At 60.8% G+C, this 25,123-nt stretch carries 24 protein-coding genes; 6 read left to right on the plus strand and 18 right to left on the minus strand.

The window, feature by feature from the left end; genetic code table 11:
- Positions 1-10 precede the first annotated feature (10 nt).
- Positions 11-2,353, plus strand: a complete 2,343-nt coding sequence (locus AC13RE_RS22120) for a polysaccharide biosynthesis tyrosine autokinase (RefSeq protein WP_488564582.1) — start codon at positions 11-13, stop codon at positions 2,351-2,353.
- 98 nt (positions 2,354-2,451) lie between these two features.
- Here the strand turns inward: AC13RE_RS22120 and AC13RE_RS22125 are convergent, their stop codons facing one another.
- The 5 genes from AC13RE_RS22125 to AC13RE_RS22145 form a co-directional block, all read right to left on the minus strand.
- On the minus strand, positions 2,452-3,348 hold the full coding sequence (locus AC13RE_RS22125; RefSeq protein ID WP_488564522.1) for a DMT family transporter: 897 nt from the start codon (positions 3,346-3,348) through the stop codon (positions 2,452-2,454).
- A 129-nt stretch (positions 3,349-3,477) separates the two neighbouring features.
- Complete coding sequence (locus AC13RE_RS22130; protein WP_488564523.1) at positions 3,478-4,038, minus strand: NADPH-dependent FMN reductase; 561 nt, start codon at positions 4,036-4,038, stop codon at positions 3,478-3,480.
- Positions 4,039-4,109: 71 nt separating this feature from the next.
- Positions 4,110-5,333 carry an NAD(P)/FAD-dependent oxidoreductase gene (locus AC13RE_RS22135; RefSeq protein ID WP_488564524.1) on the minus strand — a complete coding sequence of 408 codons (1,224 nt, stop codon included), beginning with the start codon at positions 5,331-5,333 and terminating at the stop codon, positions 4,110-4,112.
- A 10-nt stretch (positions 5,334-5,343) separates the two neighbouring features.
- Positions 5,344-5,655, minus strand: a complete 312-nt coding sequence (locus AC13RE_RS22140; RefSeq protein WP_075855758.1) for a MocE family 2Fe-2S type ferredoxin — start codon at positions 5,653-5,655, stop codon at positions 5,344-5,346.
- Between the two features lie 25 nt (positions 5,656-5,680).
- Complete coding sequence (locus tag AC13RE_RS22145; protein WP_488564525.1) at positions 5,681-6,769, minus strand: fatty acid desaturase family protein; 1,089 nt, start codon at positions 6,767-6,769, stop codon at positions 5,681-5,683.
- Between the two features lie 150 nt (positions 6,770-6,919).
- Here AC13RE_RS22145 and AC13RE_RS22150 point away from each other — a divergent pair, with 150 nt between their 5' ends.
- Both AC13RE_RS22150 and AC13RE_RS22155 read left to right on the plus strand, forming a co-directional pair.
- Complete coding sequence (locus AC13RE_RS22150; RefSeq protein ID WP_488564526.1) at positions 6,920-7,948, plus strand: LacI family DNA-binding transcriptional regulator; 1,029 nt, start codon at positions 6,920-6,922, stop codon at positions 7,946-7,948.
- Positions 7,949-8,108: 160 nt separating this feature from the next.
- Positions 8,109-8,921 (plus strand): TIM barrel protein, encoded by an 813-nt coding sequence (locus AC13RE_RS22155; RefSeq protein WP_488564527.1) that lies wholly within the window; start codon positions 8,109-8,111, stop codon positions 8,919-8,921.
- Positions 8,922-8,966: 45 nt separating this feature from the next.
- On the opposite strand, the gene nikR is transcribed toward AC13RE_RS22155, so the two are convergent.
- From nikR to cbiE, 3 genes are all read right to left on the minus strand, one after another.
- Positions 8,967-9,404: a nickel-responsive transcriptional regulator NikR gene (nikR, locus tag AC13RE_RS22160; RefSeq protein WP_488564528.1), complete on the minus strand. Its 438-nt coding sequence runs from the start codon at positions 9,402-9,404 to the stop codon at positions 8,967-8,969.
- Positions 9,405-9,478: 74 nt separating this feature from the next.
- On the minus strand, positions 9,479-10,237 hold the full coding sequence (gene cobM, locus AC13RE_RS22165; protein WP_488564529.1) for a precorrin-4 C(11)-methyltransferase: 759 nt from the start codon (positions 10,235-10,237) through the stop codon (positions 9,479-9,481).
- A 19-nt stretch (positions 10,238-10,256) separates the two neighbouring features.
- Positions 10,257-11,498, minus strand: coding sequence for a precorrin-6y C5,15-methyltransferase (decarboxylating) subunit CbiE (gene cbiE, locus AC13RE_RS22170; protein ID WP_488564530.1), 1,242 nt, complete (start codon positions 11,496-11,498; stop codon positions 10,257-10,259).
- On the opposite strand from cbiE, the gene AC13RE_RS22175 reads away from it, so the two are divergent.
- Entirely contained in the window at positions 11,482-12,252 is a 771-nt protein-coding gene (locus AC13RE_RS22175; RefSeq protein ID WP_488564531.1) for a cobalt-precorrin-6A reductase, read from the plus strand. The two genes, cbiE and AC13RE_RS22175, sit on opposite strands and share 17 nt — an antisense overlap.
- Here the strand turns inward: AC13RE_RS22175 and AC13RE_RS22180 are convergent.
- The 6 genes from AC13RE_RS22180 to AC13RE_RS22205 form a co-directional block, all read right to left on the minus strand.
- Entirely contained in the window at positions 12,216-12,980 is a 765-nt protein-coding gene (locus AC13RE_RS22180; protein ID WP_488564532.1) for a precorrin-3B C(17)-methyltransferase, read from the minus strand. The genes AC13RE_RS22175 and AC13RE_RS22180 overlap by 37 nt on opposite strands.
- Positions 12,977-13,714 carry a precorrin-2 C(20)-methyltransferase gene (locus AC13RE_RS22185; protein WP_488564533.1) on the minus strand — a complete coding sequence of 246 codons (738 nt, stop codon included), beginning with the start codon at positions 13,712-13,714 and terminating at the stop codon, positions 12,977-12,979. Before AC13RE_RS22185 ends, AC13RE_RS22180 begins: the two co-directional genes overlap by 4 nt.
- Positions 13,711-14,343 carry a precorrin-8X methylmutase gene (locus tag AC13RE_RS22190; protein ID WP_488564534.1) on the minus strand — a complete coding sequence of 211 codons (633 nt, stop codon included), beginning with the start codon at positions 14,341-14,343 and terminating at the stop codon, positions 13,711-13,713. The genes AC13RE_RS22185 and AC13RE_RS22190 overlap by 4 nt, the downstream gene beginning before the upstream one ends.
- 2 nt (positions 14,344-14,345) lie before the next feature.
- Positions 14,346-15,773: a precorrin-3B synthase gene (cobG, locus tag AC13RE_RS22195; RefSeq protein ID WP_488564535.1), complete on the minus strand. Its 1,428-nt coding sequence runs from the start codon at positions 15,771-15,773 to the stop codon at positions 14,346-14,348.
- Between the two features lie 57 nt (positions 15,774-15,830).
- Positions 15,831-16,607 carry a precorrin-6A synthase (deacetylating) gene (cobF, locus tag AC13RE_RS22200; RefSeq protein ID WP_488564536.1) on the minus strand — a complete coding sequence of 259 codons (777 nt, stop codon included), beginning with the start codon at positions 16,605-16,607 and terminating at the stop codon, positions 15,831-15,833.
- Between the two features lie 64 nt (positions 16,608-16,671).
- A complete protein-coding gene (locus AC13RE_RS22205; protein WP_488564537.1) occupies positions 16,672-17,508 on the minus strand; it encodes an AraC family transcriptional regulator in 837 nt (278 codons plus the stop codon).
- Positions 17,509-17,627: 119 nt separating this feature from the next.
- Between AC13RE_RS22205 and AC13RE_RS22210 the strand changes: the two genes are divergently transcribed.
- Entirely contained in the window at positions 17,628-18,824 is a 1,197-nt protein-coding gene (locus AC13RE_RS22210; RefSeq protein WP_488564583.1) for an MFS transporter, read from the plus strand.
- A gap of 60 nt (positions 18,825-18,884) precedes the next feature.
- Here the strand turns inward: AC13RE_RS22210 and AC13RE_RS22215 are convergent, their stop codons facing one another.
- Positions 18,885-20,135: a D-amino acid dehydrogenase gene (locus AC13RE_RS22215; RefSeq protein WP_488564538.1), complete on the minus strand. Its 1,251-nt coding sequence runs from the start codon at positions 20,133-20,135 to the stop codon at positions 18,885-18,887.
- 31 nt (positions 20,136-20,166) lie between these two features.
- Positions 20,167-21,300, minus strand: a complete 1,134-nt coding sequence (alr, locus tag AC13RE_RS22220; RefSeq protein WP_488564539.1) for an alanine racemase — start codon at positions 21,298-21,300, stop codon at positions 20,167-20,169.
- 125 nt (positions 21,301-21,425) lie between these two features.
- Between alr and AC13RE_RS22225 the strand changes: the two genes are divergently transcribed.
- Complete coding sequence (locus tag AC13RE_RS22225) at positions 21,426-21,890, plus strand: Lrp/AsnC family transcriptional regulator (RefSeq protein ID WP_015343397.1); 465 nt, start codon at positions 21,426-21,428, stop codon at positions 21,888-21,890.
- A gap of 34 nt (positions 21,891-21,924) precedes the next feature.
- Here the strand turns inward: AC13RE_RS22225 and AC13RE_RS22230 are convergent, their stop codons facing one another.
- On the minus strand, positions 21,925-23,721 hold the full coding sequence (locus AC13RE_RS22230) for a PAS domain S-box protein (RefSeq protein WP_488564540.1): 1,797 nt from the start codon (positions 23,719-23,721) through the stop codon (positions 21,925-21,927).
- Between the two features lie 321 nt (positions 23,722-24,042).
- Entirely contained in the window at positions 24,043-25,092 is a 1,050-nt protein-coding gene (ocd, locus tag AC13RE_RS22235; protein WP_488564541.1) for an ornithine cyclodeaminase, read from the minus strand.
- Positions 25,093-25,123: the final 31 nt, after the last annotated feature.

Here is a 25,123-nt window from a genome sequence, read left to right on the forward strand (position 1 = left end):
GGTGGTCGCCATGCATCAGAAGAACTTCACTTTCCACAGCGCTCTCCCGCAAGCGGAGTCGCAGGATAGCTTTATCGATCTCGATCGGCTGATGGCCGTCGTGGTCCGGCGCATCCGCACCATCATTTTCGCCATGGCCGCCTTTGTCATCCTGGCCGTCGTCTATTTGTTGACGGCCACTGCGAGCTATACCTCGATGACGCAGATATTGCTCGACGAAAGCATGACAAAATATGCTGAGGATCAGCCGCCGGCGGCAAGCAGCCAGCAGGCGGACATGGAGATTGCCAGTGCGGTCGAAATCCTCAAATCGAATGAGATGGCGCTGCGCGTGGTCGATACTGCCGGCCTTGCGGACAATAACACATTGCTCAACCCGCCCGCGTCTCCGGCGGCGTTGCTCAAATCCGGCGTCGGCCTGATCGTCAGCGTCTTCACGCCCGGCCGGCCGCCGATGACAGCTGAGCAGCAGCGCGAGGCCCAGCGTCAGAAGGTTGCTGCCGTTCTGCAGGACAATCTGAAGGTCGAGCGCGTCACACGAAGCTCGGTCGTTGCCGTCTCCTTCAGCTCGACGGACAAGCTTCTCGCTGCCAAGATCACGCGTGCCTATGCCGACGCTTATCTCACCGACCAGCTGAACGCCAATTTCGACGCGACGGAACGTGCCTCCGTCTGGTTGCAGGAGCGCTTGAACGATCTGCGCCAGCGCGCGCAGGAGGCTTCGCTCGAAGTCGAGAAATACAAGGCCGACAATGGTCTGACCTCGACCGGCGGCGAACTGATGTCGGAACAGCAGATTTCCGATCTGAACAAGCAGTTGATCATCGCGCAGGCCGATACGGCCAGCGCCGCCGCTCGCTACAATCAATATAAATCGATCATCGACCAAGGCCCCGACAACGCCGTCAAGAATGCGACCATCTCGTCAAACACGACGGATAATTCGGTGCTGCAGGATCTGAAGACGCGCTACCTCGCCGTCGAAAAGCGCGAGCAGGACGTCACGCAGAACTTCGGTGCCAATCATCCGCAGGCCGTGGCGCTCAAGGCCGAGCGGCAGGACATCACCCGGCAGATTTATCAGGTCCTTCAGCAGCTCACCGCCAGCTACAAGAACGAGTATGATGTCGCTCAGTCGCGGGCGGAATCGCTGCGCGAAAGCATCGACAAAGTCGTCGGCAAGAATTCCGAAGCCAACAAGTCGCTGGTTCACCTGAATGAGCTGAACCAGAAGGCATCCGCGCTGAAGACGCTCTATGAATCCTATCTTGGCCGGTTCGAGCAGGCGACGCAACAGCGCTCGTTCCCCATCGCCAAGGCCCGCGTCATATCACTCGCCGGCGTGCCGACTGCGCCGTCCAGTCCGAAGAAGACGCTCGTCATGGCGCTCTCGATCATTCTCGGCCTGATGGTCGGCTGCGGTGTCGCCGCATTCCAGGAGTTCCGCGATCGCTTCTTCCGCGTCGAAGCAGATGTGCGGGCAGCGCTCGGATTGAAGTTCCTCGGCTATCTGCCGCTGCTCGGCCAGCAGGGCAAGAACAAGAAGAAGTCGCGCAGGACCAGTGCAGGAGCGGAGCCGGCGACGGCGGAAGATGGAGAAAACGGCGTTGCTTTCGAGCGCATGATGCGCATATCCGTCGAAGCGCCGCGCTCGATCTTTGCCGAGACCCTGAGAAACGCGAAACTCGCAAGCGACGTGATGCTGCAGGGCCGCGCCGACCGCGTCATCGGCGTCATCTCGGCACTCCCCGGTGAGGGCAAGTCGACGACCGCTGCCAACTTTGCGGCGCTGCTTGCCAGCAGCGGCAAACGTACGCTGTTGATCGACGCCGACTTGCGCAATCCGGGCCTCAGCCGGACGCTGAAGTCACAGCCGCATGCCGGCCTGATCGAAGCCGTGCTTGGCGAAGTGCCCTGGACGAATGCCGTGAAGGTTGACCCGCGCACCAAACTTGCGATCCTGCCGGTCGTGGTGCGCGATCAACTGCTGCACACCAGCGAGCTTCTATCCTCTCAGGGCATGCAGCATCTGATGGAGAATGCGCGCAAGATGTTCGACTATATCATCGTCGACCTTGCTCCGCTCGGTCCCGTCATCGACGCGAAGGCTTTTGCGCCGCAGGTCGATGCCTTCCTGCTGGTGACCGAATGGGGTGCGACCCCGACCAATCTGGTGCGCCATGTCCTGGAACAGGAGCCGCAGATCAACTCGCGCATTCTGGGCGTCATCCTCAACAAGACCGACATGTCGGAACTGCCGCGCTACAGCGATTTCGGCGGAACGGAGCGTTACCGGCAGAAATATGTAAGCTACTACACCGAGGCGCAGCCGCGTGCCGAGGTGGACGCTTAGAGCAGCTCCAGGAAAAGTGCGCAGCGGTTTTCCGTCCGGAATTGCGTGACAACAAAGAGATAGAGCGGTTCAGAGGTTCCGTGAAAAGCTGAACCGCTCTAACCCGTCTGTGTCTTGCCGGCCTTGAGCCGGGTTCTCGCCAGAGCATGTTCGCGCCAGATCGTGAATATGCCAGCCGCAACGACGACGAGCGCGCCCGCAATCATGGGCGCGCTCAATCTTTCGCCGAAGATGGTAACGCCGATAAGGGCGGAGAAGACGAGCTGTAGATAGGTCAGGGGCTGAATCACTACCGCGTCGAGCATATCGTAGGCGCGGATGAGGAAATAATGGCTCGATACGCCTGTCAGGCAGAGAATGCCCATGAAGACCCAATCATGCGGCGCAAGCGGCGTCCAGAAGAACGGTCCGATGCAGGTCATGGCGACGGCACCCACCACACCTGTATAGAAAAAACTGGTCATGGCGCCATCCTCGCGGCTGACATAACGCGTCAGCACGACATAGAGCGAAAATAGCAGCGCACCGAAAAGCGGCACCAGGAAACGCGCATCGAAGGCACCGCTCTCCGGCTTCAGGATCAGCAGCACGCCGACGAAGCCAAAGCAAATTGCCAGCCATCGTCGCCAGCCGACCTTCTCGCCAAGGATCGGTATGGACAGCAGGGCCACCATCAGCGGTCCGGATGAAAAGATCGCCTGCGTATGGGCAAGACCGACAATGACGAAGGACGAGATCGCGACGACGATCTGGGCGGCAAGCAGCAGGCCGCGGGCAATCTGCAGGATAGGCTGCTTGGTCCGGGCGTTGCGGCGCAATCCGCCTGGCGCGCGCGAGGCCATCGCGATGGCGAAGAGCATGAAGGCCCAATAGCGGATCATCGCCACCAGAAGCGGCGGGTAGGCGCTGACAAGGTGCTTGGAAATGCCGTCCTGTATGGCGAATATGCTGATTGCCAACAGGGTGAAGACGTAACCGGTACTATTGGATTTCATGATTATCGAAGGAAGAGAATGTGCAAGGCCCCGGAGACGCCGGGTTCGGCGCCTCGATTCACCTTAGGCTATTCCTGGGCACAATCATAGACTTCCGGTTTGCCTTCGGCTCAACCGGAAAGCCGTTGATCAACCTTTGCCACGATCTGCGACGAAAGCGGTGAAGCCTTCGAGGAAAGCCGAGAGATTGTGCTTCACCTTCTCATCGACGATCGCCCCGTCTGCATCGAAGACGCTGCCGGCGCGCGACACCATCAACCGGCCGCCAAACCATGCTTCGCCACCGAGCGTACGCAAGACCGCCAGCCAGGCATTCTGGCTGAGAATGGTGCCGAAATTGCCCGGGGACGCGCCTAGAACCGCGATCGGCTTGCCGCCGAAGACCTGCGCGATGTCAGTGGAGGGGCGACTCATCCAGTCGATGGCGTTCTTGAAGACGCCAGGAAGCGAATTGTTGTATTCCGGTGTGAACAGGATCAGCCCGTCAGCCGAAATGGCCAGATCCTTGAGCTCCCGCACCTTTTCCGGAATGCCGTCCGCAGCCTCAAGATCGGCGTCATAGAGCGGCACGCCATGGATGGTGCGCGCGATCAATTCGACACCGCTTGGTGCCAGTTCGACGGCGGCATGGAGCAGAGCCGTGTTGAAGGAACCTTTGCGCAGGCTGCCTGATATGCCGAGTATTTTCATTGCTTCCTCCATTTGCCGGGAGGGGAAGACATTTATGCTTTGGCCTCCTGGGTCAAGGCCCGACGGCGATATTATGCGGCAAGCAACGACTTCAGCTTGACGGAGCTTGCCGCTAGAGCGGCGTGATCTGGATGTGCGCGGGCGGCGATCAGCATTTCGGCAAGGCGGATGTCGCGCGCGATGGCATTGCCGCGCCCGATGCCGCTGGCGGCAAGCAGCCTTCCGTCTGCGCCGAGATGGAAGAGAATGAACGCCCCGTCATCGAGGTCGCGCCGCACATGAGTGACCGCTTCATCCGCCAGCCCTGCGATCTGCAGCGTAAAATCATATTGATCGGACCAGAACCATGGAACGGCGGATATTTCCGCACTTTCGCCCAGTATGTTGGCGGCGGCCAGATTGGCCTGCGCCTGCGCATTGCGCCAGGATTCGAGGCGAACGCGTCTTCCGCCATAAAGTGACAGCGGAAACGAGCAGCAATCGCCTGCCGCAAAGATATCCGCATGGGAGGTCTCCAGCCGTTCGTTGACGGCAATGCCATTGTCGATGGCAAGGCCGGCTTCGGTTGCCAATCTGACATTCGGCAGTGCGCCGATCCCAACGAGCAGCAGATCGGCGGAGATGACTTCGCCGCCCGCCAGACGAACGAGCGCCCTGCCGGCTTCTTCCTTCAAGGCTTCAATGGTCTGGCCGCAACGAATATCCACGCCTTCCTGGCGATGCCGTCTGGTAATCGCTTCAGCGATCTCTTCGGGCACGCCGCGCTTCAAGACGCGCGGCAGACCCTCGATAACGGTGACGTCTGCACCGCGGATACGCGCCGTTGCCGCCAGCTCAAGGCCGATGAAACCGCCACCGATGATGGCGATGTGCCGTCCGGGATGAAGGGCTGCATGCAAAGCCACCGCATCGGCATGGGTGCGCAGCACGCGAATGCGCTGCGATGCGCCGACGCCTGGAAACCCTCGCGCCGCGGCGCCGGTTGCAAGCAGAAGCTTGTCATACCCGAGCGTCTGTCCATCCGAGAGCCTGAGGGTCTTCGTCGCGGGATCGATCGCGGCGACCGTCGTCTCAAGCTTCAGATCGATCGATTGCTCTCCGTAACGCTCCACTGCGGCAATGAATTTCGGCTCCGGCGCCTTATCCGCCCCGTCCTTTGACAAGGGCGGGCGTTCGTATGGCGCCAGCGGCTCGGCGCCGATGAGGGTGATCTCACCCTCAAATCCTTTTTCGCGAAGTGCGAAGGCTGCGCGGGCGCCACATTCTCCGGCTCCGATAATGACGAAATGAGCCACGCTTGCCTCCTCAGAGCCCGATGAAGACGGTGCCGTTTTCGACCTTAACCGGATAAGTCTGCAAGTTGACGCAGACCGGCGCGCCCTTGGCTTCGCCGGTGCGGTAGTCGAAGCGGCCATTATGCTTCGGACATTCGATGATGTTGTCCATGACCAGCCCATCGGCGAGATGGATCTTCTCATGGGTGCACAGGCCGTCGGTCGCGAAATAGTCATCCTCAGGGCTGCGATAGACCGCGAAGGTCCGCCCATCATGGTCGAAGCGAATGACATCTTCTTCGTCGATCGCATCGGCGGCGCAGACTTCGATCCAGTTGCTCATCGTTTCCTCCCTTTTTATGTCCGATTTATTGAGCGGCGGCGGCCGGTAACTCGCCGTGAAATTCCTCGCGGTAAGGCCGCGCCGTTGGCGGCAGCTCGCGCTTCAGGAAATAATCCTCGTTGCGCAATTGCCGCAGGAATGCCGGAATCATCTCGCGGTAACCGGACCAAATGGATGGGTTTGGCGCCGGCAGATCATGCTTGATCATCGCATGCAGCTTCGGCAGGGCGTGGTAGGGCACCATCGGGAACATATGATGTTCGACATGGTAGTTCATGTTCCAATAGATGAAGCGGCTGATCGGGTTCATCATGACGGTGCGGCTGTTCAGCCGGTGGTCGATGACATTGTCGGCAAGGCCGCCATGCTGCAGCAGGCCGGTCAGGACGTGATGCCAGGCGCCATAGAGCCGGGGAAGGCCGACCAACAGCAGCGGCAGGATCGAGCCCATGGCGATCGCGCTCGCAATGGTGGCGATATAGATGGCCAGCCAGATGCGGGCGATGCGGATCGCCTTCGGCTGTTCCATCTCTGGAATGAAGCTCTTTTCCGCCGCACTGACGACACCGCAAGCATTGCGCAGCATGTCGACGATCGCATGCGAGGCATCGAGGATGCCGAAGAAATTCAGCACGAGGCGGAAGAGGTCCGGTGGCCGCATGACGGCGATCTCCGGATCGCGACCGACGATGACGGTATCGGTGTGGTGGCGGGCATGGCTCCAGCGCCAGGTGACCGGATTGCGCATGATCATGAAGCAGGCGATCTGATAGACCGCGTCGTTCATCCAGCGTGTCTTGAACGCCGTGCCATGGCCGCATTCATGCCAGCGGCTGTCGGAGGCAGAGCCATAGAGCACGCCATAGGCCAGGAAGAAGGGGACACAGATCCAGGAGCCCCAGAAGTAGACACCAAGTGCTGCGAAGATCACCATGCTGCCAAGCCAGATAATGGTGTCGCGGATCGCAGGCGCGTCCGAGCGCTGCATCAGCGCCTTCATGTCCTTGCGCGGCACATCTGTATGATACCATTCGGCGGCGGCAAGTCCCGTTTCCACTGCCAGCTTGCCGCTTTCGCCGAGCAGATCATAGTCACGCTTGATTATCGTCGTCATTCCTGCCTCCCGCGATGGGCAACAGCACACCGCCCTCGATGCCGAAAACGATAGATCGACTTTTCGCTTGCCTCAATGCATGAATGATGGAATCTATCAAAACATATCAAACTCTGATGTCATGAATGATGACATATCTCAGGAGTAGCCATGCGTCGCCCCACCATAGCGGATCTTGCCAAGGCGTCCGGCGTCAGCGTCGCGACGATCGATCGCGTGCTGAATGGGCGCCATCGCGTACGGGAAGAAACGGCACGCCGCGTCTATGAGGCGGCGCAGGAAATCGGCTATCATGCCGTGGGCCTCCTGCGTCAGCGCGTCTTCGAGGACTTGCCGCAATATCGGTTGGGCTTCGTCCTGCAGAAACCGGTTCAAGCTTTCTACCAGGCCTTTGCCAGGGAGATTGCGGCGGCGGCGCAGGCGGTCACGACGGCGCGCATCAATGCCCAGATCGACTTCGTCGCAGCCTCGACCCCGACGGCGATCGTCGAGAAGCTGAAGACGGTGGCGTCACGCAGCCAGGCGGTCGCGCTCGTCGCACCGGATTATCCGGCGGTCACCGCCGCAATCGAGGAGTTGAAGGAAAAAGGCACTCCGGTCTTTTCGCTCCTGTCAGATTTCTCCACCACGGCGCGCCAGGGCTATATCGGTGTCGATAACCGCAAGGTCGGACGCACGGCGGCCTGGATCATCGCACGCTCCGCACGGCGTCCGGGAAAGGTCGCCTGTTTTGTCGGCAGCCACCGCTTCCTCGGCCATGAGCTGCGCGAAATCGGCTTTCGCTCCTATTTCCGCGAAAATGCCCCGGAATTCGAGGTGCTGGATACGCTCATCAATCTCGACACGCCCGAGATTACCCATGAGGCGACGCTCGATCTCCTGCAGAAGCATCCCGAACTCATCGGCTTCTATGTCTGCGGTGGCGGCATGGAGGGAGCAATTTCCGCCATTCGCGAGGAGCGTTTATCCGGCAAGCTGATCGCCGTCGTCAACGAGTTGACGCCGGAATCGAGGGCAGCGCTTGCCGACGATGTCGTAGCCATGGCGATCGGCACGCCGCTGCCGGCGCTTTGCAAGGAACTGATGAGCCTGATGATCAAGTCCGTCGAGAGCGATGACGCTGCCGTTCCCGGGCAGAGCTTCCTGCCGTTTGAAATCTTCCTCTCGGAAAACATCTGACAAGTATGATGTAATTCTATCATTATCTCAAGAATTCTATCAGGAATGATGGCTGATGCCGATGGAAGAAGGACAGGAATGTCGCTAGTCCTTCGCAACGCAGGCGCGGCGGATCTGGAATGTCTCTTGCTGCCGGACGCCTTGAGGAGGAGTGCCCATCATGAGTTCCATTCGTTTTGCGCTCAATCATATGTGCGCGCCGTCATTGAGGCTCGAATCGTTCTTTGCCGCCGCAAAAGAGCTCGGCATCGATAGCGTCGAGATCCGCAATGACCTTGCCGGGAACGCGATCCTGGATGGTACGCCGGCAGCGGCCGTCAAGGAGCTCGCGGCGCGGCATGGGCTGACGATCATCTCGATCAACGCTCTGCAGCGTTTCAATGAGTGGAACGACGAGCGTGCCCGGGAGGCAGCGGCGCTGATCGATTACGCGCGCGATTGCGGCGCCAGGGCGCTCGTCCTCGTTCCGGTCAACGACGGCAGCGGCCGCGAGCTGGAGGCGCGGCATGCCAATCTCCGCAAGGCGCTATCGGCCCTGAAGCCGATGCTGGGGGCTGCCGGCATCATCGGCCTAGTAGAGCCTCTCGGCTTCGAGATCTGCTCGCTGCGCCTGAAGAGCGAAGCGGCGGCGGCGATCGAGGAACTCGGTGCGAGATCCACCTTCCTTCTCGTGCACGATACATTCCACCATCACCTCGCCGGTGAGGCGGCAACCTTCCCCGAACTAACGGGTCTCGTGCATATTTCCGGCGTCAGCGATCCCAATGTTTCCGTTGCGGACATGCGCGATCCGCATCGTGTTCTTGTCGATGCGAGGGATCGTCTCGATAATGTCGGTCAGCTCCGAGCACTGCTCTCTGCTGGCTATGCCGGACCGGTGTCTTTCGAGCCTTTTGCCCCGGCGGTGCATGCCCTGAAGGAGCCGGTTACGGCTCTCAAGGAAAGCATGGCTTATATCGCCGATCGGCTTTGACCGAGTAGCCCGGCAACTCGTCTGCCCGTTCAATCATGCGCTCGCTCAGTCATGCGAATGCGTCTCGGAGTGCTTCGCGCCGCCGTCCGATGGGATGATGTGCAGGTTTCCGAAGCGCACGCCGCGCTGTGTCACCACGCTGTCGGCAAATGCCCTGATATCATCCGTCTTGCCCTTCAGCACGGAGACTTCGAGGCAATCATGCCCGTCGATATGAACATGGAGCGTCGAGACTGAGAGATCGTGGTGATGGTGTTGCGCCGTCGTCAGCCGGCGCGATAGGTCGCGGGTTTCATGTTCATAGACATAGGCGAGGGCGGCGTAGCATCTGGCGTCGCCATCCACGGTCGGCTGCGCGCGCGTAACGGCGTCGCGAACGAGATCGCGCAAGGTTTCCGAACGGCTGGCATAGCCGCGCTGTGCGCTGATCTGGTCAATCGTCTCCAGAAGATCGTCATCGATGGTAATGGTAATCCGCTGCATGTCCCGATCCTGTTCCCCACGGTTTGTCGGCCCCGACTAGAGGAAATTTCGGAGAGATTTGCAACGGTGCCGCGCTATTGCCGGCCGCGAAAACGGCGCTGATAGGTCGGGTCGTAGAGCGAGCTTTCGCGGAAATCGCTGGCGCCAAGCGACGCACCGACGAAGATCAGAGCCGTGCGCTCGATCGGATCGGCAGCCACTTTCGCTTCGATCGTGGCAAGCGTACCCCGAATGATCCGCTCGTCGGGCCAGGAAACCTTGACGACGATCGCAACCGGACAATCTTCGCCGTATAGAGGCGTCAGATCTTCGACGACTTCTTTGAGCGCATGGATTGCCAGATGGATCGCGAGCGTGGCGCCGGTCGCGCCGAATTTCGCCAGCGTCTCGTTGTTCGGCATCGGCGAGGCACGACCGGACACGCGGGTCAGGACGAGACTTTGAGCTACCGCCGGGATGGTCAGCTCGCGTCCGAGCGCAGATGCGGCGGCTGCGAAAGCGGGAACGCCTGGGGTCAGCGTGTAGTCGATGCCGTGTTGCTCAAGTCTGCGAATTTGCTCGGCGACCGCGCTCCAGACCGAGAGGTCGCCCGAATGCAGGCGCGCGACATCCTCACCCGCTTTGGCCGCTTTCAAATATTCCGCCTCGATCTCGTCAAGCGACATCGGTGCCGTATCGACGATGCGAGCTCCGGGCGGGCAATATTGCAGCAGTTCCGGCGAAACGATCGAGCCGGCATAGAGACAGACCGGGCACTTGCCGATAAGGTCGCGGCCGCGCACCGTAATCAGGTCGGCGGCCCCTGGGCCTGCGCCAATGAAATGCACTGTCATCGCTCTACCTCATTCACCATTATGGCTTTCTCCACGACCATTGCGTCACCGGCATGGCCGGCCGCCAGCCGGTCATGCGGCCGACGGGGGCGGCGCGCGCAATATCGATGCGGATCAAGGAGCCGCCGCGGCGTGCCTGCTCGGCCAGCAAAAGCGCTTCCATTTCCGTCGTGACGGCATTGGCAACCAGCCTGCCGCCGCTTTTCAATCCATTGATGGCGGCCTCCAGCACACCGGCATCGCTGCCGCCGCCGCCAATGAAGATCGCATCGGGCGCGGCGAGGTCAGAAAGAGCAGCCGGCGCCTCGCCTTCGACAATCACCAGGCCAGGTACGCCGAAATTGCCGGCATTACGGCGGATACGCGCCGTACGCTCGGGCGATGCTTCGATGGCAATGGCGCGCAGCGAGGGATCGGCCAGCATCCATTCGATGCCGATCGAACCGGAGCCGGCGCCGATATCCCAGAGCAGTTCGCCATGGCGCGGGGCGAGCGCCGATAGCGTCATCGCGCGAATCTCCCGCTTGGTGATCTGGCCGTCATGTTCGAAAAGGTCGTCGGGAAGACCCGCGCTCAGCGGCAGAACTCGTGCGCCAGCGTCCGCCTTGACCTCGACGCCGCAGATGTTCAGATCGTTGATGCTGGATAGGGAAAAATCGGCCGCACTGTGCCGAGAGGTCTTTTCATGCGGGCCGCCCAGCGCTTCCAGAACCGTAAGCTCAGATGGGCCGAAGCCGGAGCTCTGCAGCAGGGCCGCCAATTCGGCAGGGCCTTTGCCATCCGATGTCAGCACCAGGATTTTGCGGCCAGCATGCAGATGCGGCCGGATCAGATCGATCGGCCGTCCGTGCAGCGAGAGAACCGTGGTCTCCTGCAAGGGCCAGCCGAGGCGCGAAGCGGCGAGGCTGAAGGAGGAGGGCGCCGGGATAACAGTCATTTCAGCGGCCGGAATGCTCCGCGAAAGTGTCGCGCCGACGCCGTAGAAAAAGGGATCCCCTGATGCGAGAACCACCGTCGGCTTGCCGCGCCGGGCAAGCACCGCCTCGACGGATTTTTCGAATGGCGAAAGCCATGCCTGCGTTTCGCCTGATATCAGCGAGCTCATCAACTCGATATGGCGCGTCCCGCCGAAGACGACCGGCGATGAGGCGATCAGCCGCTTGGCTTCGTCGCCGAGACCGGCTGGACCGTCTTCGCCGATGCCGATAAGAGTGAGCCAGCGTTGAATTGAAGGTGTTTCAGCCATGGGCAAGGCCCGCATTCTGATCCTCGGTGGCACCACGGAAGCCCGTGCGCTGGCGACGGCTCTTGCTTCGCGAGCGGATCTCGAGGTCATCCTGTCGCTTGCCGGCAGAACCACCGATCCCGCCCCGCAACCCGTTCCGGTGCGCAGCGGCGGTTTCGGCGGCGCAGAGGGGCTTGCCCGTTATGTCAGCGACGAAGAGATCGACCTGTTGATCGATGCCACGCATCCCTTCGCAGCCCGCATCTCGGCCAATGCCGCAGCGGCGGCTGCTGAATGCCATGTGTCCGCTTTCGCGCTGCGCCGTCCGGCGTGGGTGCCGGTCGAAGGCGATGATTGGCTTTCCGTGCACAGCGTCTCGCAGGCTATCGCCGCCCTCGGCGATGCGCCCTTGCGCGTTTTCCTTGCGACCGGCCGGCAGGAGGCGCATCAGGCGAACGCCGCACCGCAGCACCATTATTGGGTCCGCAGCGTCGATCCCGTCGAGCCGCCGCTGACGGTGCCGCACGTCAGCTACATCCATAGCCGAGGGCCGTTCCGACTGGCCGACGAACTTGACATGCTGCGACGGTATCAGATCGAGGTGGTCGTCGCCAAAAACAGTGGTGGCGACGCGACCTATGGGAAGATCGAGGCCGCAAGGCAGCTTGGCATCAAGGTGATCATGGTCGAGCGCGCCGAGGCCGCCGGTCTGCCGGTGGTCGAAACGGTGGAGGCTGCGCTCGGTTGGATCGATCATTTCGCCTCTTCTCTGATGAAACGCGGCGTATAGACCAAATCCGGACGGCCTTCGCGGGCGATGATGCGCGTTTCGGCCGAGCCGATGATGACGCAGGTCGCCATGTCAGCTTGTGACGCCTCCGCATCTGCGAGCCGAGCCACTATAATGCGCTCGTCAGGACGACCGGCGGCCCGGCCGAAGATGACAGGTGTTTCGCCGGGCAGTACGGCGCGCAGGATTTCGAAGGCCTTACCGAGCTGCCAGGGTCGTGCCTTGCTGATCGGATTGTAGAGCGCGATCACAAAGCCCGCTTCGGCGACGGCGCGGAGACGACTCTCGATCAGCGACCAGGGTTTCAGATTGTCGGATAGCGAGATGGCGCAAAAATCGTGCCCGAGAGGTGCGCCAATGCGCGCCGCCACGGCAAGCATGGCGGTGATGCCGGGCACGACCACGAGGTCGATTGTGCGCCATTCTGCCGGACCGTCATCGATCGCCTCGCAAACGGCGGCCGCCATGGCAAAAACGCCGGGATCGCCGCCGGAGACGACGCAGACATTGATGCCGGCTGAGGCCCGCTGCAGCGCCACCTTGGCGCGATCCAATTCCTCGCGATTGTCCGATGCCTGACGGATCTGGTCGTCGCGCAGCGTCAGGCGGTCAAGATAAGGACCGTAGCCATAAAATTCATGGGAATCCGCGACAGCGGCCAGCGCTTCCGGCGTCGTCTGAGCGGGGTTGCCGGGGCCGGTGCCGATGACATAGAGACGCCCGCTCATGGTCTGCTTTCCCAGCCAGGAACCAGCACGAGGGAGAAATAGGGCGCCTCTGCATCGTCGCGGCTGGCAAGTGGCGTCATGGCGCCGTTCGTCATCGTGCCGCGCTCGACATAGATCGCCTCCTTCAGCCGGCCAGCGGCATCAAGCGCGCGGCGGATTTTTGGCAGGTTTCGGCCGACTTTCATGATGACGGCCGCCTGCGTATCGCCCAGGCGGCGAGTGAGCTCAGCCTCCGCCATCGTTCCCGGCAGCACGGAGAGAACGTCGTCTCCCTGCACCATCGGCAAGCCGGCGAGCGACCAGCAGCCGGACATGGCCGTCACACCCGGAATGACCTCTGTGGGGAAGCGATCGGCAAGGCGCACATGCAGGTGCATGTAGGAACCGTAAAACAGCGGATCGCCTTCGCTGAGTACGGCAACCGTCTTTCCTTCGCGCAGATGCGCCGCCACCATCTCGGCCGAGACGTCGTAAAAGGCGGTGATCTGATCGATGTAGTCAGGCGCGTCCTTGTCGATCTCGGTCGTGACAGGATAATAGAGCGGCAGCAGCGTCACGCCCGTTTTCAGCAGATCGCTGACGATAGCCTTGCCGTTGCCGCCTCTGCCCTGCTTGGCAAAATAGGCAACCACGTCGGCGCGCTCCAGGGCCTTGACGGCCTTGACCGTCAGCAATTCCGGATCACCGGGGCCGGTGCCGACACCGATCAGGCTTCCAATTGACGGCGCGCTCATAGGCCCGGCCTCGCAAGCGCGTTGAGGGCGGCTGCCGTCATCGCACTGCCGCCTAGCCGGCCGCGCACGATGGCGAAGGGAACGCCATAGGAGTTTTCGGCGAGCGCATCCTTCGATTCCGCCGCGCCGACGAAGCCGACGGGCATGCCGATGATGACGGCCGGCTTCGGAGCGCCGTCACGCAGCATTTCGAGAAGATGGAAGAGGGCGGTCGGCGCATTGCCGATGGCAACGACGGAGCCGGCAAGCCGATCGGCCCAAAGATGCATGGCGGCGGCCGAGCGCGTATTGCCGATGGTCTTCGCGATCTCTGCCGTGCGCGGATCCTGCAAGGTGCAGATCACTTCGTTGGCGGCAGGCAGGCGGGCGCGGGTGACGCCACGGGCGACCATTTCGGCATCGCAGAAGATCGGCGCACCGTCAGTCAGCGCCTTGCGGGCGGATGCGACGAAATCGGGGGAGAAGAGAAAATGCTCCGCTGCTTCCACCAATCCGCAGGCATGGATCATGCGGACGGCGACATCGGCCTCGGCTTCGGGAAAACGCTGGAGATCGGCTTCGCTGCGGATGATCGCGAAGGAGCGTTCATAGATCGCATCCCCCTCGCGGATATAGTCATAGTCAGGCATTTCTATCCCTGTCGTAAAGCCGTCGCGATTGCGTCCCGGCCGAGCCGTTTAAGACACTGCTGTGCCGATTCGCCAGCAGCTTTGTTGTTCCGTACCAGTTTCCCGAGCGCAGCCAGCGCCGATTTCAGGTCTTCCTTGTGGATGTAAGCCACCGGCTCTGATGATGATGACCCATTTACGACAATAGCATAGCCCGTTGCAGCACCGACAATGGTCAGCATTGTCGGCGAGGGATGGGCGCAGCCTTTCGTGCAGCCGGACAGATGTACCTTGAGCGAGCCGTCTAGCAGGTCGGGGCCTAAGTTGATGAGATCGGCGGCCGCCTGCCTTGTCGAATAATGCGCAGAGGCACATGCTCCGGCGCCGGAGCATGGGATTGCATAATTGGCCGGATCCTCAGCGCGTGTTTGAAAGCCGCATTCAGCTGCCGTGGCTAGGATGTCTTCAATGCGATCGCGAGGAAGCCCGAGCAATAGCAGGCTGTGCGCCGGCCCCGTCCGAATATCATGCACTCCCGCCACCTCAGCCGCGTCGAGAAAGCGAATGAGATCTTGGGCGTGGATCCGACCGAAGGCCGGTCGCAGGCCGAGGGCCGCATGCTGCTTACCGAGCGGGATGAGGCCGACAGGAGAGGCCGGGGTAGCGCTTTCGACGGGTGAGAAACGGGGAACGGCCGGAAGTTGCGCTTGCAAAGAGGCAATGTCCAAATCGCGGCCGCGAGCGCGAGGACCGATTGCGGTCAATGCTTTGACCAGGGTGATGACACCGGAGATCGCTTGTTCGTCGGTCAAGTTGGCAAGCGGCGTGGCCGCCGCCTGTGTTCCGGCAATCGCAAGCTCCCACAGTTGCCTGTCATCTATGGCGTTAATCGCCTTCAAACGAATATCCGCCGAAATTTCATCGAGGATCACCCGGCCGCCGCCGTCGACGATGATAGCGAGCTTGGCAGCGAGCGCCGGCTTGGGATGTAGGGAATGGATGGCGTTTCGCAGCCGTTGAGCGAGCCCACGCGCATCGGCGATCTCCGACGGATCGACATCGCTGAGCGGCGGGACTTCGATCGCGACGCCGCTCTCCGGCACGATGCCGGCGCGGTCGATATCAGCGGCCAGTCCCGGCATGCTTTGCGGCGTCATGCCACGCAGCTGAAAATTGCCCCGCGCGGTGATCTCGATCAGACCGTTGCCATGCTTTTCTGTAGCCTCGGCCAAGGCGCGAAGTTGCGCAACCGTGAGGCCTGGCGTCAATGGCCGCAGGCGCACGAGCAGCCCGTCACCCGTCTGCATCGGCGCATTCAAGGAGGGGCAGGCACCGCGAACCATGGAGGGCAGGGGCGACGCAATGTCATCCTCGGCGGCTCCCATCTGAGGGATGCACGCCTGGTCCTCCATTGTCTGCGTGTCGGCCACAACCATAAAACTGCCCTTCATAAGGGACATTTCCTTGCACAAACCGGATCGGCGGGCAAACGATTTGGTATTCGGCGCTTATTCGAGATCGTCGAAATCCTGCCCCTTGCGCATGAGGTAGATATCCATGATCCATCCGTGCCTGGCGCGGGCTTCGGCGCGGGTCGCGAGAATGCGCTCGGAAACGTCGGCCAGCCTGCCAGCGATCGTGATCTCATCCCGAGTGCCGAGATACGCCCCCCAATAGATATAGGCATCGGGATCGTCGATCTTGCTGAAGGCCTGCTCGCCGTCGAGCATGACGACGGCAGTTTCGGCAATGCCCGGAAAGCTCTCGGCCAGCCGCCGACCGGTGGTGATCTGCACCGGCTTGCCGACGAGATTGAGCGGGATGCGATGGCTTGCCGTCAGCGCCTGGATGCTGGTGATGCCGGGAACAACGCTGTAGTCGAGAGTGATGTTGCCGCGAGCGACGACACGCTCGATGATGCGCAACGTGCTGTCGTAAAGGCCCGGATCGCCCCAGACGAGAAAGGCAGCGCTCTGGCTCTCCGTCAGGTGCTCCAGAAACAACCGTTCGTAGGTCGCGGAAATCGCATCATGCCATTCGTCGACACTCTGCACATAGCTGCGGTCCGCCGTCTGGCGCGAGGGCACGTCATAACCAACGAAACGCGTGGCTGGATTGGTGACATAGCGCTGGCAGATCTCGCGCCTGACATCGGCAAGTTCCGTCTTGGCCGCGCCCTTGCTGGGAATGAGGATGACATTGACTGCGTTCAGTGCATTGATCGCCTGCACGGTCAGATGTTCGGGATTTCCCGTGCCGATACCGACGATGTGGATATGCCGCATATGCTTTGTCCTCGCTCTTCAGCGCTGTTTGCCGGAAGCGTTCGACCATTTCAAGAGCAGACGTTCAAGCCGATTGCCGCTCGAAGGTCCAGCGGCTGGCCATATAGCTGCGCGGCGAGGTGCCGAGCATGCGGCGGAACATGGTGGTGAAGGCGGCCACGCTCTCGTAGCCCGCTTCGAGCGCGACATTGGTGACGGGCTGACCCTCGGCGAGCTGCGGCAGGCAGGCAAAGACGCTCGCCTGCTGCCGCCATGTGGTGAAGCTGATGCCGGTTTCCTTGCGGAACTGTCGGGTGAAGGTGCGACGGCTTACTGAAAGTTTCTCGGCCCAATCGTCCAATCTGGCGTTGGGCGATGGAGTGGACAGATAGTCGCGGCAGAGCGCGGCCATCCGACGGTCGGACGGGAAGGGGAGACCGAGGGGCCGTTCCGGCAGCGTCGCAATCTCCTCGACGAGCAGAGACAGGACCAGCCTTGCCTTTCGATGAGTGACCGGCGCCTCCCGCAGCCGAATGGCTTCCAATAGCAGGCTGCGGGCGAGGTCCGTCACTTCGACGACGCGCGGGGCCTCATCCTTCGGCGGCTGGCTGCGCGGCGTCACGTAAACGGATTTCATGCTGACGTCGCTCAGGATCTCGATCGAATGTTCCAGCCCGACGGGAATGAAAAGGGCATGACCGGGCGGCACCATCCAGCGGCCGCGCGCCGTCATGATCAGGGCGACGCCGGCGAAGATGCACAGCAATTGCGTGCGGCGGTGGCGGTGCCACGGAACGGTATAGCCCTGCGGCGGCTCGGCGCTATGGACGAGGATATCCGCAGGCGAATCCTCCATCCAGCGCATGTTCTGCACATGATCGTCGGCAAGGGTTGCCAGCAACTGTTTCGAAAGCTTTTTCATTTTGGCCCAACCGAGAAACTATTGGACCAGAACACGAAAGAAGGACACACGCAAGCCGTGCTAAAGGCGGATCAAGTCATATGCTTGGCAAATCTGCCGGCACAGGAAGGATTACCCCGATGGTTGCGGAAGTCTTGGGCACGCAGGCCCGATATCAAAAGACGACGATGTCGGTCGTCATGGCCGTCAGCACGTGCCATCTGCTGAACGACACGATGCAGTCGCTTTTGACATCCCTCTACCCGATGTTCAGAGAGAATTATGCGCTCGATTTCGTGCAGATCGGCCTGCTGACGATGATGTTTCAGATCACCGCATCGCTGCTGCAGCCGGTGGTCGGTATCGTCACTGACAAATGGCCGATGCCCTATTCGCTGCCTGTGGGCATGGTAAGCACCTTTGCAGGCCTGCTGCTGCTTGGCTATGCCGGCAGTTTCGGCGTTCTCCTGATCGCTGCAAGCTTGATCGGCTTCGGTTCGGCCGTCTTCCATCCGGAGGCTTCGCGCGTCGCCCGGCTGGCGTCGGGGGGACGCCATGGTCTGGCGCAGTCGCTATTTCAGCTCGGCGGCAATGCCGGTTCGGCAATCGGGCCGCTGATTGCCGCTTTCTTCGTCCTGCAGAACGGCCAGAAGAGCGTGGCCTGGCTTTCGGTGCTCGCGGTGATCGGGTTCATCGTTCTGAGCTGGGTCGGCAATTGGTTCATCAATCACCGCCGCCAGCAATCGGCGCGTCCCGCCCCGAGCCGCGCCTTGCCGATCGCGCGCGGCAAGGCGATGTGGGCGCTTGCCATCCTCATCCTGCTGACCGCGACAAAGAACGTCTACATGGCGAGCATTTCGAGCTATTTCACCTTCTACGTCATCGACAAGTTTCATCTCGATGTCCGCGATGCGCAGCTGATGCTCTTCCTCTTCCTCGGCTCCGTTGCCGTCGGCACGATCATGGGCGGGCCGGTGGGCGATCGCTTTGGCGCGCGTTTCGTGATCTGGTTCTCGATCCTCGGCGTCATCCCATTTGCGCTTTTGATGCCCTATGCGAATCTATTCTGGACCTGCGTCCTGACTGTCGTCATCGGCCTCGTGCTTGCCTCAGCCTTCCCGGCGATCGTGGTCTTTGCGCAGGAGCTGATTCCCGGCCGTGTCGGGCTGATCGGCGGCATCTTCTTCGGCTTCGCCTTCGGCGCGGGTGGATTGGGGGCCGCGGCTCTCGGAGATTTTGCCGACACGCATGGCATCCCCTTCGTCTATACGCTCTGCTCGTATCTGCCGTTGTTGGGATTATTCACGATCTTCCTGCCACGAATTCCACGACATTGATCGAAGTGGGCGGGCAAGCAGCCCGCCTCTTTTCTGAAGCACTTATGCGCAAGCCGCTTGTCAGGCGTAGCGGCTGACGGCGAGATCGGTGGCGTCGATATCAGGCTTGCGGCCACTGACGAGATCGCTGATGACGCGCGCCGAGCCCGAACTCATGGTCCATCCAAGCGTGCCGTGGCCGGTATTGAGGTAAAGCCCCTTGATCTTCGTCGGTCCGATGACCGGAGTCCCATCCGGCGTCATCGGTCGCAGGCCCGACCAGAAGGAGGCCTTTGCGACATCGCCGCCGGGGAAGAGATCGGTGACGGAATGCTCGAGCGTCCGGCGGCGGGCAAGCCCGAGATCGTTGGTATAGCCGGAGATTTCCGCCATGCCGCCGACGCGGATGCGATCGCCAAGCCGGGTGATGGCGATCTTGTAGGTTTCGTCCATGACGGTCGATTCCGGTGCCCGCGAGGCATCGGTGATCGGGATCGTCAGCGAGTAACCCTTGACCGGATAGACGGACAGGCTGATGCCGAGCGGCTTCAGCAAAAGCGGCGAATAGCTGCCGAGCGCGACAACGATCGCATCGGCATCCACACGTCCAAGATTCGTCATCACGCCACGTACCTGGCTGCCTTCGACGTCGAGCCCCTTGATCGTCGTGCCATATTGGAACTTCACGCCGAGCTCGATCGCCTTCGCCGCAAGCGCATTGGTGAATTTAAAGCAGTCGCCGGTCTCGTCCTTCGGCGTCAGCAGGCCACCGACGATCTTGCCGCGAACGTGCCTGAGCGCCGGTTCGACGCCGACGCAGCCATCGGGATCGAGCACCTCATAGGGGATGCCGTCGGCTGCCAGGGCCTTGACGTCCTTGGCCGATGCATCGAGCTGCGCTTGCGTGCGGAAAAGCTGCAGCGTGCCCTGCATGCGTTCGTCATAGGCAATGCCCGTCTCTTCACGAAGCGCAGCCAGCGAAATGCGGCTGTAATCGGCAAGGCGCAGCATCCGGCTTTTGTTGATCGCATAGCGCTCCGACGTGCAGTTGGAGAGCATCTTGACCAGCCATGAGAGCATTGCGCCATCGACCTTCGGGCGCAGGATGAGGGGCGCATGGTGCATGAACAGCCACTTGATCGCCTTCATCGGAATGCCGGGGGCCGCCCAGGGCGAGCAGTAGCCGAAGGAGACTTCGCCGGCATTGGCAAAACTCGTCTCCAGCGCCGGTCCCTGCTGCCGGTCGATGACCGTGACTTCATGGCCGGCCTTGGCAAGCTGATAGGCTGACGTCACGCCGATGATGCCGGCACCCAGAACGACGACTTTCATGATGTCCTCAGAGACTTTAGAGATGGGAAGGTCAGCGATATTGACGGTGGAAGCGATGGCCGAGACTGGTCAGGATTTCGTAGGAAATCAAGCCGGCGTCGCGCGCAAGATCATCCACGGTCTGATGATCTCCAAGAACTTCCACCATGCTACCGAAAGAGAGCGCGCCTTCAGGTAAGGCGCTGATATCGATTGTCGTGCTGTCCATCGACACGCGGCCGACGATCGGCAGGCGGACGCCGTTGTAATAGACCGCGCCGCGATCGCTGAGGCTGCGCGGCAAGCCATCGGCATAGCCGGCGGCGATCGTCGCGAGTCGGGTCCGGCCCTTCGTCACATGCACGCCGCCATAGCCGACCCGAGCGCCTTCCAAAACGGTTCGCGTCTGCACGACTGCGACATCGAGCCGAACGACGGCCTCCATGGGGTTGGCAACGCCACCGGTCGGAGCGCCGCCATAAAGGGCAATCCCCGGGCGCGCCAATACGCCGTGGAAATCTCCGCCGAGGAAGATGCCGCCGGAATTTGCGAAGGAGACCTGATATTGCGCGAATTCCGCTGCAACGCGACGCATTTCGGCGAGCTGATCGGCATTTTGTTCGCTGTCGGCCTCATCTGCGGAGGCAAGATGGCTCATGATGAACAGGATATCGATGTCGTCGGATGACTGCAGGTGCGCCGCGACCGCGCCACGATCTTCCGGCGGAATGCCAAGGCGCGACATGCCGGTATCGAATTGCAGAACTGCCGTCAGCCGGCGCTGCAGGGATCGCGCAGTGTCGGACCACTGCCGCAACTGATCGAGCGAATTGATGACAGGCACGATGCCGCCATCGGCGCAGGTAGCCTCGTTGCCGGGCAACAGGCCGTTCAGTACAAAAATCGTCGCATCGCCAGAGAGTTGCGGCCGCAGCCGCAATGCCTCGATGAAATGGGCTACGAAGAAATGCCGGCACCCGCGTCCATAGAGCGCTTTCGAGACTTGATTGGCACCGAGTCCATAGGAATCGGCCTTGACGACGGCAGCTGTTTTCGCCGGCGCGACGATGGTGGATAACTTGTCGTAATTCCGGCATAGCGCGGCCAGATCGATCGTCAGATAGCCACATGCTCCACTATCCATCGCCAACTTTGGCGTCCGAGAATCCACAATACCGCCGTCCATGTCCGCTCTCGCTTCTTTCAAGGCAGATTATTGAAAGGATCGTGAAATTGCCTATCAAATAGTGATTGATAATTGTGTAGTTGCATCAATATTGAAACGATCTGCGAATTTTTGAAAGAATCCACATGGCTGCTCTCGACGCTATCGATCGCAATATTCTCCGTCTGCTTCGGCTCGATGCCCGCGTCAGCAACGCCAAGCTGGCAAGTGAGGTGGGACTATCGCCATCGGCCTGCCTGCGGCGCATCAAATTGATGGAGCAGGCGGGGGTAATCCGCGGTTATACGGCGCTGGTGGACACCTCCCAGGCGGAGGCATCGATCGCCGTTATCATCAACATCACGCTCGAGCGGCAGACGGAAGAGCATCTCGATCGCTTCGAGGCGGCGGTGCGCAAACATCCCGAGATCAAGGAATGCTTTTTGATGACGGGCGGCTCCGACTATCTGCTGCGTGTCGAGGTCGCCAATCCTGGCGACTTCGAACGTATCCATAAGGATATTCTGTCGACCATGCCGGGAGTGCTGCGAATCCATTCGAGCTTCTCGATCCGCAACGTGCTTGCGACGCGGCCGAAGGGGCTGCGTTGAATCGACCGAAACTGCTTCGGCACCGGGCGCGGCGTTACTCCGCCGTGTCGTGGGCTTGATCCCAGCCGATGCCTGCGGCGGCATCTACCTCGCAGATCAAGCCGCTCGGCTCGTAACGGACTTGGACCTTGCCGCTCAATTCAGCTGCCAGCAGGCTTTCGATCAAGCGGGAGCCGAAGCCCTTGCGGGTCGGAGGCTTTACGATTGGCCCTCCTGATTCCTGCCAACGCAGCTTGAGCCGGTCGGTCTCACCCGTTTCCACGGACCAGGTGATCGCAACGCGGCCATCCGCCACTGAAAGCGCACCGTATTTGGCGGCATTCGTCGCAAGCTCATGCAGTGCGAGCGATATGGAAACAACGGCCCGCGGCGCAAGCTGGATGGCAGGGCCGGAGATTTCGAACCGGTCTTTCGGATAGGGCGACAATGCCTGGGCTATGATTTCAGTCAATTCGGCCTGCTCCCATTTGCCATGGATCAGCAAATCGTGAGCGCGCGCCATTGAGGAGAGCCTTGCCTCGAAGGTCTCGACGGATGCCTTGTCGACGTCATCTCTTCCCAATGTCTGGCGTGCAATGGCCATGACGGTTGCGAGCACATTCTTGACACGATGATTGAGCTCGCCCACCAGCACCGTCTGAAGGCGCTCGGCCTCCTTCTTGGCGCTGATGTCATGAGCAGTCTTCGACGCCCCCACGATCCTGCCATAGACGTCATAGATCGGCGAAACGCTGAGGAGAACATCAACAAGCTCGCCGTTCTTGTTGCGTCGCTTGGTTTCGTAAGGCTCTACCTTTTGGCCCGAACGGATCCGCGCCAGAATCGCCGGCTCTTCGTTACTGCGGTCCTCCGGAACGAGCATCATCACTGACTGGCCGATGGCCTCTTCGGCTGATTGTCCATAAAGCCTTTCCGCACCGCTATTCCAGCTTGTGATGATCATGTTGAGATCGATGCTGAGGATGGCGTCGTCCGATGAGGCGACGATAGCCGCCAGCTGCCGCTCTACCTCCTGTGCACGCTTGCGTTCACTGATGTCGGTGACGATCGCGGCGGTCCGCTGGATGCGTCCTGAGCTGTCTTTCAAACCGGAAACGGAGTTTGCAACCCAGACGAGGCTACCATCCTTGCGAACATAGCGCTTTTCGATCTCGAAGCTTTCGCCCGTCGTCATCATTGCCTCGAACAGGCGGATAGTCTCATGCAAATCGTCCGGATAGGTAATGTCGTACGTCCGCAGGCCGAGGAGCTCGCTTTCGGAGTAGCCGACAATCTTGCAGAAACGCTCGTTCACCCGGACGAAACGGCCATCGAGTTCGCACTGGGCAAACCCTGTCGTCGATTGCGAGATGACGGCGCGAAACAGCTCTTCACTTTCACGCGCCGCCTGCTCGGTACGAACTCGTTCCGTCGTTTCGTTGACGATGCAGAAGACACCGAGCGCCCGGCCGTCCGCATCACGGACGGGCGAATAGGAAATGTCGAAATAAACCGTTTCGGGATATCCGTAGCGCTCGATGTAGAAGGGCCGGTCCTTGGCGACGACTGCCATGCCATCATGAAGAACGGAGCGAAGAAGCGGTTCGAGGTCGCTCCAGAGTTCGGCCCAGTTTTCTCGCGCAGGCCGGCCGAGTGCGCGAGGATGTTTGTCGCCTATCGTCGGCGCATAGGCGTCATTGTAAAGTGCAATAAAGTCCTCGCCCCAGAACATAACGATCTGAGCTTGGGCGGGGAGCATGATATCGACAGCAGCTGTAAGGCATGCGGGCCATTCCGACCTAGGCCCAAGACTAGTGGCTGCCCAATCGAAGCCGGAGATAAGGTCAGCCATTTCGTTCGTTTGTCTAGCCAGTTCGGGCACGATGTTCAGAATGCATCCTCTCGTTAGCGACTGCAGTTCGCAAGAACTTCCGGGTCTCCCCGATGCTTGCGAATTCATAGCATATTCTCCCTCAAAAAGTGCAGGGAGAAAACTGCTGATTTCGATGTATTTTAAGTGAGATAAGTGAATGTCCGCTGCGAATATCTGGGGTATTCAAAGGGAGCGCCATAAGCTCCCGTCTTGGCTAGGCGCCAATTTGACGCTCGCTTCGAGTTGGCTACCAGAAATTCGGGAGATCGGATCATTTTCGCGCTCTTTCTGGGAGTTGTCTCAGGCTGCCCGCAGCAGCATGCCGAAGAGGTCGCGCGGATCGTCTGGATCGGCGATGATATCGAGCTTTTGGAAATAGTCCGTGCCGGCCAGCTTTTCGCGGACATAGCGCAGAGCGGAAAAATCCTCGATCGCGAAGCCGACGCTATCGAAGAGCGTGATCTGCCTGTCACTGCTACGGCCCGGTGCCCGGCCGCTGACGACCTGCCAGAGTTCGGTGACCGGATAGTCCGCGCCCATCTGCTGGATTTCGCCCTCGATGCGGGTCTGCGGCGGATATTCGACAAAAGTGTCGGAGCGCAGCAGGATGTCGCGGTGGAGCTCTGTCTTGCCGGGGCAATCACCACCGATGGCATTGATGTGGACGCCGGCGCCGACCATGTTGTCTGTCAGAATGGTCGCGAATTGCTTGTCGGCCGTGCACGTCGTGATGATATCGGCGCCTTCGATGGCAGCCTGAGCCGAGGTGCAGGGCACCAGACGCAGGCCTGTTCTGGCGAGATTGCGGACGGTCTTTTCGGTTGCTCTCGGATCAATGTCGTAGAGGCGAACTTCCTCGATGCCGAGGACCGCCTTCATTGCCAGCGCCTGGAATTCCGCCTGTGCGCCATTGCCGATCAAGGTAAGGCGCCGCGAATTGGCCGGTGCCAGATGTTTGGCCGCCATCGCCGAGGTGGCAGCGGTGCGCAGCGCCGTCAGCAGCGTCATTTCCGTCAGAAGCACCGGATATCCGGTCGAGACTTCTGCAAGCAGGCCGAAGGCAGTCACGGTTTGCAGTCCCTGCGCCATGTTCTTCGGATGGCCGTTGACATATTTGAAGCTGTAGACGGCGCCATCCGAGGTGGGCATCAATTCGATGACGCCATCATGCGAATGGGAAGCGACGCGGGGCGTCTTGTCGAAGAGGTCCCAGCGGCGGAAATCCGCTTCGATAGCGTCCGTGAGTTCGATGAGCACGGTTTCGATGCCGATGTGATGGACGAGCCGCATCATGTTCTCGACGCTGACGAAGGGAATGAAAGCTTTTTCCGATGGGAGCGGGGCGGACATTCTCGTATCCTCGATGAAAATCATTTCCCTA

The sequence above is a fragment of the Martinezella sp. CNPSo 3959 genome (genome assembly GCF_057784355.1).